General features: G+C 32.1%; 11 protein-coding genes. 3 read left to right on the forward strand and 8 right to left on the reverse strand.

What is annotated here, in order from left to right; genetic code table 11:
• From amrB to BLP60_RS07785, 3 genes are read right to left on the reverse strand one after another with little or no spacing between them, the layout of a single operon-like run.
• A complete protein-coding gene (amrB, locus tag BLP60_RS07775) occupies positions 1–795 on the reverse strand; it encodes an AmmeMemoRadiSam system protein B (protein WP_092065737.1) in 795 nt (264 codons plus the stop codon).
• A 12-nt stretch (positions 796–807) separates the two neighbouring features.
• A complete protein-coding gene (locus BLP60_RS07780; protein ID WP_092065739.1) occupies positions 808–3678 on the reverse strand; it encodes a tetratricopeptide repeat protein in 2871 nt (956 codons plus the stop codon).
• Between the two features lie 56 nt (positions 3679–3734).
• Positions 3735–4721 (reverse strand): sigma-54 interaction domain-containing protein, encoded by a 987-nt coding sequence (locus BLP60_RS07785; RefSeq protein ID WP_092065741.1) that lies wholly within the window; start codon positions 4719–4721, stop codon positions 3735–3737.
• 139 nt (positions 4722–4860) lie between these two features.
• On the opposite strand from BLP60_RS07785, the gene sfsA reads away from it, so the two are divergent.
• On the forward strand, positions 4861–5580 hold the full coding sequence (gene sfsA, locus BLP60_RS07790; RefSeq protein ID WP_092065743.1) for a DNA/RNA nuclease SfsA: 720 nt from the start codon (positions 4861–4863) through the stop codon (positions 5578–5580).
• Here the strand turns inward: sfsA and BLP60_RS07795 are convergent.
• The 4 genes from BLP60_RS07795 to BLP60_RS07810 are packed head-to-tail and all read right to left on the reverse strand — an operon-like array spanning position 5573 to position 9214.
• Positions 5573–6301, reverse strand: a complete 729-nt coding sequence (locus BLP60_RS07795; protein ID WP_143338925.1) for a hypothetical protein — start codon at positions 6299–6301, stop codon at positions 5573–5575. The two genes, sfsA and BLP60_RS07795, sit on opposite strands and share 8 nt — an antisense overlap.
• A gap of 44 nt (positions 6302–6345) precedes the next feature.
• Entirely contained in the window at positions 6346–7353 is a 1008-nt protein-coding gene (locus BLP60_RS07800; protein ID WP_092065747.1) for a hypothetical protein, read from the reverse strand.
• Positions 7334–8257: an ABC transporter ATP-binding protein gene (locus tag BLP60_RS07805; RefSeq protein ID WP_092065749.1), complete on the reverse strand. Its 924-nt coding sequence runs from the start codon at positions 8255–8257 to the stop codon at positions 7334–7336. Before BLP60_RS07805 ends, BLP60_RS07800 begins: the two co-directional genes overlap by 20 nt.
• 3 nt (positions 8258–8260) lie before the next feature.
• The gene (locus BLP60_RS07810) at positions 8261–9214 is read right to left on the reverse strand and encodes an ABC transporter ATP-binding protein (RefSeq protein WP_092065751.1); all 954 of its coding nucleotides are present in this window, start codon (positions 9212–9214) and stop codon (positions 8261–8263) included.
• Positions 9215–9475: 261 nt separating this feature from the next.
• Here BLP60_RS07810 and trmFO point away from each other — a divergent pair, with 261 nt between their 5' ends.
• Positions 9476–10789 (forward strand): methylenetetrahydrofolate--tRNA-(uracil(54)-C(5))-methyltransferase (FADH(2)-oxidizing) TrmFO, encoded by a 1314-nt coding sequence (gene trmFO, locus BLP60_RS07815; protein WP_092065753.1) that lies wholly within the window; start codon positions 9476–9478, stop codon positions 10787–10789.
• Positions 10790–10805: 16 nt separating this feature from the next.
• Here trmFO and BLP60_RS07820 read toward each other — a convergent pair whose 3' ends face one another.
• Positions 10806–11201 carry a secondary thiamine-phosphate synthase enzyme YjbQ gene (locus BLP60_RS07820; protein WP_092065755.1) on the reverse strand — a complete coding sequence of 132 codons (396 nt, stop codon included), beginning with the start codon at positions 11199–11201 and terminating at the stop codon, positions 10806–10808.
• Positions 11202–11488: 287 nt separating this feature from the next.
• Between BLP60_RS07820 and BLP60_RS07825 the strand changes: the two genes are divergently transcribed.
• Positions 11489–12295: a PstS family phosphate ABC transporter substrate-binding protein gene (locus tag BLP60_RS07825; RefSeq protein WP_092065757.1), complete on the forward strand. Its 807-nt coding sequence runs from the start codon at positions 11489–11491 to the stop codon at positions 12293–12295.
• The last annotated feature ends 50 nt before the right edge of the window (positions 12296–12345 follow it).

Genomic DNA, 12345 nt, shown 5'->3' on the forward strand with positions numbered 1-12345 from the left:
TTACTCCACAATTACGCCAGCATAGCCGACTACTTGATTAAAGTCTCCACTTACTTCCCCTGAGGTGGCATAATCTATCAATATCCCTTTACAGGCATTCCATTTTTTTGCAATCAATAGACCTAATGTCATAGGCAAGATGCCACACATAGAAATGTTATGTTTTTGAACACTCTCTATTAGGCCTAATACATCAAGGTTTAAGATGTGTTTTAAGGCTTTATGGTCTTTAGTGTAGGCTATGTCATGAGGAACATAATGACTCATGTCAGAACTTACAATGATAGTTGTTTTTTGAGGATCTAGAATGTTAGCTAATTGGTCAGCTGTTTGTTGTAAAATCTCAAAATTATATTCTGAGACGCAGATAGGAATTATAGTAGTTTGAGGATTTAGATAGAATAAAAAAGGTAAAATTACTTCTAAAGAATGCTCAAAGAGATGGGCTTCATAATCAAATTTTATCTGTGAAATTTCATTTAATTGGATAGCGAGTTCAGAGTTTACTTCAAGATAACCACCAGGAATAAACCACTTACCTTCAGGCCATAAAGCAAGTTTTGCACCTTTTCCTGTATGATTTGGGCCAAGTAAAAGTATAGTAGGTTTAAGTTGGCTAGAAGCCAGAGTTTTACCACAAATTTTCCCAGAATATATATATCCAGCATGAGGAACCATACTTAAAATAGTAGGTGTTTTACGAGGCTCACCCTGAAGGAAGGAGGCTACTTCTTGGAATAATTTTTCTTTATTTTCAGGATAAAATTGACCAGCAACTACTGGGTTTCTGTCCATAGTTCCCCCTTTCTAAGGTTTTTTGGCTTCAAAGATTTTTGCTTGTTGCTTTAATTTGGCAATGTTTAAGTCTTCCTTTGCCATTTGGGCATATAAAGAATTTTGTGCTTTTTGAATAAGCTCTTTTAAAGCATTTTGCCAGGCATTTTTATCTCCATTTTCTTTATATAAAAGAGCTAGTTGATATTGAAAAGCAGGCCAACTAGGATGTGTTTCAGTTAAATATTTTTTTAATTCAAGCGCCCATCCTAATGCCTCTGTTTTTCGCCCTGTAAGACTTGTGGCTTGAATAAGTAGCTTGAGGCAGGTAATAATTTTGTCTTTTTCAGTATTTTTTGCTTTTTCCAAAAATAAAGAAAGTGCTTCTTGCGAAAATACATATACGTTTTCCCAATCTCTTTTTTTAGCATAATGATTGGCTAAAAAGTAAAGAGCATAAGCCCTTTTTTGGGCATCAGTATCTATATTGGAAGCAATTTTTCGCCATAATGGAATACTTTTATTAATATTTTTTAATTTTTCATACGCAAGAGCTAAGGCGAAATCCACTTGTTCTTGTTGCTTTTTGTTTAAGGGCCATTTTTTTGCTTTTTGTCCTAGTTCAATAATTTTGGGCCAATTTTCTAGTTTTAGATATAAAGTCAGAGCAAGGGCCAGGGCATTTTTAGTTGATTGTAATTTGGGATTTTTTTGTAAAATAGGATAGATTATATTTATAGCTTTTTTGAACTTATCTAACTCTAGGTAGGCTGTCGCTAGAAGTAATTTTTGTTCATCTTGAAGATAGGGAAAAAGTTTTTGTAAAAAAGGATATGTTTTTACAAAATAAACTATTTTATTATAATTCTTTGCCTTTAAATATTTTTTTAATATCTGGGTAAATGCCTCAAGAGCTACTTCTGTTGCTTTGGTTTTTAACTCTTTTTGAGGATTATCAAAAAAGGACTTTAGAATAGATAAAGATTTTTCTGGATGATTATTAAATATTTCCCAAATGGCGAGCTTTATTTTCGCTAGAGATGCTAAAGGACTAGAAGGATATTTTTGAATAATAGTAGTATAAATTTTTTCAGGACGTAAATTATAGGGCCTATTAAAAACGGAAAACATATCTTTAATAGAGGGTTTATCATATATACCTTCTTCAGCAAGGCGCATAGCAGCAATTAAACCACCTTCTTTGTTTGGAAAGTTGGTAGCTGCAAGTTCATATAATTTTTTAGCAGCCTTCTTATGTTTTTGTAAAAGATAAATATCTCCTATTCTAGCCAGAGCTATATCTACATTTTCTCCCTCAGGTAATAAGTTGATATATAAAAGATAGCGTTGTTTTGCTTGTGGGAATTTATTGTTTTTATAATATAAAAACGCACTGTCTAAAAGAAAATAGGGTTTTTTTAAATAATACCTAGGCCATCTTTGTTCTATATATTGGACTATCTCAAGTCCTTGAGTATAAAATTGAAGCTTTTTTAAACTTTTAGCAAGATAAATGGCAGCATCTTCTGCTACTTTATTGTCTGGATATTTGGTTATAAATGTTTGAAATAAGTCTGCTGATTTTTGATATTGCCTGTGTTTAAAGTAATACTCACCCCAATAAAAATAAGTAAGTGGAACAGAAGGATCATAGGGGTATTTATCTCTTAAAAGATTAAAATAGCCTTTTGCTTCAGGGATGTTGTTTACTTGTAGATTTAAATATCCTAATTTAAGAAGAGCATTAGGAACATTTAAAGATTTAGGATTATAATTAATAGCTCTTTCATATGCTGCAACTATTTGCTCAAATCCTTCTGGGAGTTTGTCTTTGTATAAATCAAAAAGTACATTAGCATATGTATAATATACGTCTTCTTTAAGATTTTCAGGCAACTTAGGATGGTTTATAATAGATTTTAAGGTTTCTAGAGCAGCATTTAGCTCTCCATTAGCAATGGCTGCTTTAGCCGTTATTAACAAATCTTCAAAGTCTGGAGTATCAGCATTGGGCAAAGAGGCATTTGTAGCATTATCTGGTGATAATACATTATTATTTTCTGTGGTAGATGGTTTTTTTTGTATAACTTTGGAATCAGATTTTGGTTTTTGTTGGGAGGTAGGTTTTTTATTTTGCTTAATAGGCTGAGCTGTTGTTTGATCTGATGGGTTAGTTTGATTAGATACCTTAACAATAGGTCTTAGTATTACAGCATTTTCTATAGAAACTCTTTTTATTTTGGCTTTGAGTTTAAATAAAGGAGACTTTTTATTTTGAAGGTTTGTCTTGTTTTGAATATTGCCAGTGGCAGTAAATTGTTTTTTGAGGGGAGGAGGTGTTTGACGTGTAGAATCCTTAGAGGATTGTTTTTTGTCTAAGTTTTGAGGATTAGCTTTTGGTAAAGCATTTGTTTTTTTTATTTTAAGAGCTTTTTTCTTAAGCTTAGATTGAGTTTTTTTCTGAGTATATACTTTTTTAATAGTCTTTTTGGGTTTATTGTTTGCAGGTGGTTTCCATCTTTTGCCTAAAGGATCAAAAAATAAATCAAGATAAAGTTTTTGTTCATTTTTTTTCCAAAAAGATATGAAGCCAATGGCATTGGTTTTTGTTTGTATAATAATGTTGGATTGTTGAATAATAATTTTTTCCACCAGATGGGAAAAAGATAAGTCCACAGGAGCAGGCTTTGGTTCTTGCTGGAGTATAGCAGGAGGTATTTTTATGGAAATACTGCGATAATTTGAGCGAATTACCTTTGGCGCACTTGTTAAGGTCTGAAATTCAAAGACCAGACGTTCACTTTGAGGTTTTTTTTGCCAAAAATAAACTAACCCCCTTGCGGATTGGGGTATTAATAAGGGCGTTAGGAGGAGAGTTATAAAAAAGAAAATTGTTTTTTTCATCTAGCTAGATTTTTTTATTTTTTTTAAATATATGCAAAAAATGGGCAAAATTATTTTTAAAGTTTTTTCTTTTTTATTTTTTCGATAAGAGTAGTCCGTTTTATTCCTAAAAGTTCTGCTGCTTTATTTTTTACTCCATTACTTTTTTTAAGGGCATCTAGAATGAGTTTGTTTTCTATTTCTTCTAAAAAATCTTTTAAGTTTAGATTTAAGTTATGCATATCTGCAAGAGAAGGAAATAGAAATTGTTTTTTTTGCGATGGAGAAGTTTTAGAGGTTTTAATAATTTTCTCAGGTAAGTCTTGAATTTTTACTTCTGTTCCTTCACATAAGATAGATATGCGTTCCATAAAATTTTCAAGTTCTCTAACATTTCCAGGCCAGGAGTAATTTAAAAGAAGATTTTCTACTTCTGAAGTTAATGTAAGAGGTTCTCGATTTTTTTCCGTACAAAATTTTTTTAAAAAATAATTTGCCAAAAGGAGAATATCTGATCCTCTTTTTCTAAGCGGAGGTAGATGAATAGGAATAACATTTAAGCGATAAAACAAATCTTCTCTAAAGTTTCCTTTATCTACTTCTTCTTCTAGATTTTTATTCGTTGCTGCTACTATTCGTACATCAACTTTTTGAGTTTTATTGCTACCAACTCTTTCAAATTCTTTTTCTTGAATAACTCTGAGTATTTTAACTTGTAAACTTAAATCTAATTCTCCTATTTCGTCTAAAAAGATAGTTCCTCCATTGGCTACTTCAAAACGGCCAGCTCTAGAACGTATGGCATGTGTGAAGGCTCCTTTTTCATGACCAAATAATTCAGATTCTAATAATTCTTTTGGGATAGCTCCACAATTTACAGGAACAAATGGTTTGTTTTTACGTTGGCTATTTTTGTGTAATGCTCGAACCAATAACTCTTTACCTGTTCCTGATTCTCCAGTAACAAGGACAGTTGTATCTGTAGGGGCAACCTTTTCTAAGATTTTAAATACTTCTTGTAGAGCAGGACTGTTGCCTAAGATACCATAAGGATTAAAGTTCATATAAACTCCTTGAATAAAGGGTTTAGATATAAAAGTGTCAAACTAATGACTTGAAGTCAATAGGAAACTGAGAATGTTTGAAAAGTAACAAAAAGACAAGATATTTGATTAAAAATAAGGTTTAATAAGCAAGATTAAGATGAATAAGTTTCAAGAAGTGGAAATTATTTTTCCAAAGCCACTCACAAGAGCTTTTTTTATTCAAAGAAAAAAGAGATTTATTATAGAAGCTATTCATAAGCTTTCTGGCAAAAAACTATGGGTCCATACTAATAATACAGGCTCTATGTTAGGCTTATTAAAGCAGAATAGAGAAATTTTAATTAGTAAATCTAAAAACAAAAAAAGAAAGTTACCATATACTTTAGAGGCAATAAATATAGGTGGTTTATGGGTAGGAGTAAATACAAGTTATCCGAATAAGATTCTTAAATTACTATGGGAGAAAAAGTGTCTTGATGAATGGAAGGATATTTCTTTTCAACCAGAAGTATTTTCTGGAAAAAGTAGACTTGATGCCTGTTTAGGGTCGGGAAAAGATAAGATATGGATAGAGGCTAAAAATGTTACTCTTGTGGAAGATGAGGTGGCTTACTTCCCAGATGCTCCTACGTTAAGAGGAGCCAATCATTTAAGGGAACTTATTTCTTTATGCCAAAAAGGATTTAAAACTTATTGTATTTTTTTAATTCAACGGAGTGATGCCAAATGCTTTTCTCCTGCAGATTTTATTGATTCAGAATACGCTAAATTATTTTGGCAAGCAGTAAAGATTGGAGTCAAAGTGATTCCTTTAAAAGCTAAAATTAGTCCTAGAGGACTTACTTTAATTAATGTTTTAAAAATTATGACTAGCTAGCTTTTTTAAGCAAAGAAGATTGTAAATTAGATGAGGAAGGTTTTTGTTTTTTATTTTTTTTAGGATAAATAAATTTTTTATAATCTTTACCTCTAGCCCAGGCGTAAATAGGACGAGCTAAATCTAGGGCTAAAGAAGAAATAAGATAGCCCAGACCGTCTTCAGGCATAAGAATTTGCTTTTTTATAATATACCAATCGATAAGAGGTGGATTGTCTATTCTACCAGCATGACTTAAAGACCATAAAAGTTCTCCTTTGGGAGAATATATTTCCAAATGTAAACTTAAAACACTTTCCCCTAAAGAGCCGCCATCTAAAACATAGGTTATTTCTCCAATTACTGCAAAAGCATTTTGTTTGCTTGCTATGTTTAAGGCTTCTTCTTTTGAATGTAAATGTTGGTTTATAAAAAATGATTTAGGAAATATTTTTTCTCCTTGCCAAATGCGAAAAAATATTTGTCCCATTCTTGTTTCAAGTTGAAAATCTCTAGGTTGTTGTCCGCAGTAAAAAGGGAAGAAAATAGCAGTTGTTGAGGAATTTTTTTTTGTCTTGCGTGGATAAAAATAAAGAGGAGCACAAGATTTTTGCACTATTGGCGGACCATATATATATGGATAGGACATCCAGATAGGGTTATTATCTACTATATGTTTACTTTTATAAGTACATCCGTTTATAAGTACAATGCTTAATAGGGTAAGAAAAATCTTTTTCATGTAAAAAATAAAAGCAAAAATAGGGCCAATAAAACAAAATATAATTAAATTTTACATTTTTGAAGCGCCTTTTGTAGTTCCAGTGGATAGGTTTCTAAGAGGTATGCAGCGCTTTTTAGAGGTATGTTTGAGGGTAGGTTTAAACGTCCTCTAGGAGGGATATATTTAGGAATAGAAAAAAAGATAGGTTTTAGGTTATTTGGATAAATAATAATACTGTCTTTAGGATAAAGGGGTTGCCTTGGGCAGAGATAGCGTTGCTTAGACGTACCTTTTACTTGTCCCAGATAATTTGGCTCAAGTCTTTGCTTTAGATTTAGAAAAAGTGGTTTTGGGTTTTGAGGTAAGAAAAAATAAGAAGAAGGTTTGAAACTTGCTCCTAATTGAAGTAGTTTAGGGGTTAATTTTTCTGCTTCTTTTTTAGATTTATCTCTCCAAGTTAAATAGATTAATAGCCAGTAATAGAATTTTGTTATTGGTTGACCAATTCCATTTATAACCCAATACTTAGCTTGTCTTATAGTTTTAACTAGGTGCATCAGACCAAAGTCAGTACAAGGAGCGTGTAAATTTATTTTACAAGAAGTTGTTTTTGGATCTAAGAATGCACAATATTTGCCATGTATTAAAATGGAAGTTTTTAGATTTTTGTTAAATAAATTTTTGATGTCATCTAAATTGCAAATTGGACTTAGAAATATAGTCTTGTAATTTTTAAAATAAATTAGTTCGCTTATGTTTTTTATAAAAGGGTTATATTCAATATTAAATTGTTGAAATATTTTTTTGTATTCTATAGGGCAGACAAACTCTATTTTTTTTATGTTAGTAAGATGACAAATTTTTTGTAAATCCTTTTTTGTCCAGTTTTTAAATAGAAAAGGTTTAATATTAAGTTGTAAACACTGTTTAATAATGAAAGTAGCCTGCTTAATGGATAAAAAGTGTAGATTGAGCATAATAGAATTTATTTTTAATAAATATACGATTTTTAACTGTTCTTTGCTTTCTATAAGGGGTAGTATTGTAGGATTATTTATAGAGGCACACATAGCTATGTGTAGAAGAGAGTTGAATTGATTTAGGTATATTTTGAAGACATTGTTCTTTTTTTACAGGGCATTTATCTACAAAAGGGCAGATATTTTGGTGGGAAGAGATTTTTGTGTGTTTTTTGAAGAGAATTCTAGAAATTTTACCTTTTAATTTAGGTGCGCAGGAAAGTAAAAGTTTTGTATAAGGGTGAGCAGGAGAGGAGAATATTTCATTGGCAAGTCCTTGTTCTAAGATATGTCCTTTGTAAATGACAGCTACTTTTGTGGCCAAGTACCTTATTACGGCTAAATCGTGCGAGATAAAAAGATAAGTTGTTTTATATTGTTTTTGAAGTTGTTTTAAGAGGAGTAGAATTTGTGCTTGTACTGATACATCAAGTGCAGATACAGGTTCGTCTAAAATAATGAGTTTAGGTTGCAAAATAAAAGCTCGGGCAAGAGCAATTCGTTGTCTTTGCCCACCACTAAATTGGTGAGGGTATTTTTCTAAAGATTCTTCCAACAGATTTACGTTTTTTAACCAGCTTTTAATTATTTGTAGACGTTTTTTATGGGGATAGTTGGTGTTTAGTTTAAGGGGTTCATCTAAAATATTTTTTATTTTTTGTTTAGGGTTTAAAGAAGATAAAGGATCCTGAAAAACCATTTGGATAATATGTGGCATAGATTTTCTTGGGAAAGAAATAGTTTTGTTTTCAAGTACAATAGAACCTGTATCTGGAGCTTCTAGACCAGCAATTATTCGCGCCAGAGTGCTTTTTCCACTACCAGATTCTCCTACTAAACCCCATATTTCACCTTGTTTAATATATAAATTTATATTTGTTAAAACTTTAAGGCGTGTGGTTTTTAAAAATTTTTTTTGTTCATAAGTTTTGCTTAAATTTTTTATTTCTAACATTTTTTACCTATAAAGCCAGCATTTTACTTTTTGAAGATTATTGAATTTAATATCAGGAGGATTTTTTTTACCACATATAGCAAGTTTGTGTTTGCATCTGGGATGAAAAGCACATCCTTTTGGTATTTTGGAAAGAGGAGGGATAGTTCCTGGAATAGGGCTTAGTTCTTTGTCTTTTTCCAAAAGAGGCAAAGCTTCTAAAAGCCCTTGGGTATAGGGATGAAGAGGATTATCTAAGATAACTTCTAAGTTTCCTTGTTCTATAATTTGACCTAAATACATAACACATAAACTTTGGCAGACATTTGAGACTAGACTTAAATCATGGGAAATAAATAAAATAGCACTTTTTTGTTTGTTTTTTATTTTAGAAAGCAAATCTAGAATTTGGGCCTGGATAGTGACATCTAGGGCAGTAGTAGGTTCGTCTGCTATAATAAGTTTTGGATTACAACAGATTGCTAAAGCTATTACTACTCTTTGTCTCATACCCCCACTTAGTTCATGAGGATAAGAATTATAGATACGTTTTGGCTCATTAAAGCCTATTTTTTCAAAGAGATTTAAAACTTTATTTTTAGCTTGGAGTTTCGATAATTTAAAATGATAGCAGAGGGTTTCTCCTATTTGTTCTCCTACCTTAAAAACAGGGTTTAAGGCAGTCATGGGATCTTGGAAAATAAACCCAATTTGTTTTCCCCGTATTTGGAGTAGTTGTTTTTCCTTGTAATTAATTAAATTTTGTCCCAAAAAGGAAATTTTTCCTTGGCAAATCTTTGCTTCTGGAGGCAATAATTTTACAATAGATAAAGCTAAGATTGTCTTCCCACATCCAGATTCCCCGATAAGAGCAAGGGACTCTTCTTTTTGCATTTTTAGAGTAATATCTCGTAATACAGGAAGATTTTTTCCCCCTTGGTTAAGAAAAGATACGTTTAGCCCGCTTATTTCCAACATAAAAATATCTTTAACAAGAGGTTATTTTTTAAGCAAGAGTAGAAAATAGGGAAATAGTTTTGAGATATTAATTGAAGGAGATGAAAATTGTAGTTAATTAAATGGTTGCATCTAGCGTAACTAGTTAGATGAAAGCTTTTTGTTGGGGGACAATGTAGATATTTAAGAGTTGTAGAGTTAGGTAAAACTGGTTAAGAAAGTATTTGAGATTGATTTAAAAAATAATTTTTAAACTTAGATTTAAAAAGTAAGGGAATAAAAATGGCAGTACTTGTAGTTGGAGGTGGCTTGGCTGGGAGTGAGGCTGCATGGCAATTAGCTCGTTTAGGTATAGAAGTGGTTTTAATAGATATGAAGCCCAATAAATTTTCCTTAGCCCATAAGGAACCTTTTTTTGCTGAATTGGTTTGCTCTAATTCTTTTCGTTCCGAAGATTTAACTTCTGGCGTGGGATTATTAAAATGGGAAATGCGTCAATTAGAAAGCCTTGTTTTAGAGGCTGCTGATAAAACCAAGGTGCCTGCAGGCAAGGCTTTGGCTGTAGATAGAACACTTTTTTCTAAATATATTACCAAACAACTTGAAACCTCTCCTTTAATTCAAATTAAGACGTATGAACTAAAATCTTTGGACGATCCTTTTTTACAAGAATTTGATAGTGTAATTCTTGCAGTAGGGCCTTTGCCTTCAGAAGAATTAGCAAAAGAACTAAAAGTACTTTCAGGTGGAGAATTATATTTTTATGATGCGATAGCTCCTATAGTAAGTGCAGATTCTATAGATTTCTCTAAGGTTTTTTGGGCTTCTCGTTATAATCCTGAAGAAAAAGATTATTTAAATATTCCCCTTACCAAAGAGCAATACTTTGCGTTTATTGAAGAATTAAAAAATGCTAAAAAAGTTCAGCCTAAAGAGTTTGAAAAAGAATTACATTTTGAAGGGTGCTTACCTATAGAAGAAATGGTTGAAAGAGGCGACTTAACTTTGGCTTTTGGTCCTTTAAAGCCTGTTGGGTTAATAGATCCAAATACAGGTAAACAACCTTTTGCAGTGGTGCAGTTACGTCCAGAAAATAGGGAAAAAACAGCTTTTAATTTAGTCGGCTTCCAAACCAAACTTACTTATCCCGAACAGAAGCGAGTTTTTAGGATGTTGCCAGGTTTGGAACAGGCAGAGTTTTTACGTTTAGGAAGTATTCATAGAAATACGTTTGTGAATGCCCCTAGAGTTTTGAACCATGATCTTTCTTTGAAACAAAAGCCTTTTATTTATTTAGCTGGGCAGATAACAGGAGTAGAAGGTTATGTAGAATCTGCTGCCTGTGGTTTGTTAGTGGGTCTAATTGTTGGATATAAAATGAAAAACCAAATGTTTCCTTTTCCTCCTCCAGAAACAGCCTTTGGAGCTTTATTAAAGCACCTTCAAACTGAACAAAAACGTTTTCAACCCTCTAATATTCATTTTGGACTTTTCCCTGCCATAAAAAAGAAACTTAGAAAAAAAGAGCGTAAAAAAGCCTATGCTTTAAGAGCTCAACAGTATTTTAACGAATGGCTCAACAGGTACTTTATTTAGATAATAAATAGACTTTTTAATTTTTTATAAACTGAAGCCATACTTTTCTGTTTCTTGGCCCATCGAATTCCGCAAAAAAAATTTTTTGCCAAGTCCCCAACATAATTTTTCCATTTGATACGATGACTTGTTCAGATGAGCCTATTAACGATGTTTTTATATGGGCGTCAGAGTTGCCTTCCAGGTGGCTATAGTCCCAGTTTAAAGGGATGACGCGTTTTAATGTTTTTATAATATCTTGAGCAACAGAAGGATCTGCTCCTTCATTGATGGTAATTCCCCCAGTTGTATGGGGGCTAAATATGGTTAGAATTCCATCTTGCCAATTTTGTTTTTTTATTTCTTGTGAGATTAGATGAGTGATATCTTTTAATTCTTCTCTTTGAGTAGTTCTTATTTCTAATATTTGCATAGCTTTTCTCCTTACTTTGGGTTTAAATGATACAACAAATGTATTCGTTGGGTTGGGTTATTTTCTCTTTTTTTTGGCAATTTTTGAAGTTGTTTTTTTAACGATTTGCAAAGGCGAGGCTATATCATAGCCTATTTTATTTCAAGAGTTGTTTTCTAGAACAAACATTTTCTCTCCTTATTAATAAAAATGGATATTTTTGTCATTTAAAGATCAAGGTTTTGTCATAAAAATGTAACATAATCTTCTTATAGACTTGGACAAGCAAAATACAAAGGAGGTTATCAATGAAAAAATTATTTTTTGTTATGCTAAGTTGTTTTTTGTTCACTGTCTCTGCATGGGCAGGATCTATTCAAATTAAAGGTTCTACAACTGTTTTGCCAATTGCACAAAAAGTAGCAGAGCAATTTATGAAGGAATATCCTAACATAAGTATTTCTCTCTCTGGTGGAGGATCTGGCAATGGGATAAAAGCTTTAATTGATGGCACTACAGATATTGCAGATGCGTCTAGATTTATTAAACAAAAAGAAATTGAAAGAGCAGTAAAAAATGGCCGCTATCCAGTTCCTTTTGCAGTAGCCTATGACTGTATTATCCCTGTTGTGCATCCTTCTAATCCTATATCTAATTTGAGCCTTGAGCAGCTTAAGGCTATTTATACAGGTAAAATTAGAAATTGGAAAGAAGTTGGAGGTCCAGATAGAAGGATTGTTGTAATTTCTCGAGATACATCTTCTGGGACTTATGAAGTTTGGGAGAAAAAGGTTTTACATAAGGCTAGGGTTTATCCTGGTGCTCAATTACAGGCTTCTAATGGTGCTGTAGCTCAAGCAGTGGCTAAAAATAAATATGCTATTGGATATATAGGCTTAGGATATTTAAATAAGGAATTAAAGCAAGTTAAGGTGAACGGTATTTTGGGAACTCCTGCTACAGCTTTAGATGGAACTTATCCAGTAGCCAGAGCTCTTTTTATGTTTACTAATGGGTGGCCTAAGGGAGATGTGGCTAAATTTATTCAATATGTTATAAATCCCTACAAAGGACAAAAGTTAGTTAAAGAAGTTGGCTATATTCCTTTATATTAATTTAAAACTACTTGGGCAGGGAAATAATTGCCTTGCCCTATTTTTAATAG

Origin of the sequence: Desulfonauticus submarinus (assembly GCF_900104045.1) — a bacterium.
Lineage (GTDB): Bacteria > Desulfobacterota > Desulfovibrionia > Desulfovibrionales > Desulfonatronovibrionaceae > Desulfonauticus > Desulfonauticus submarinus.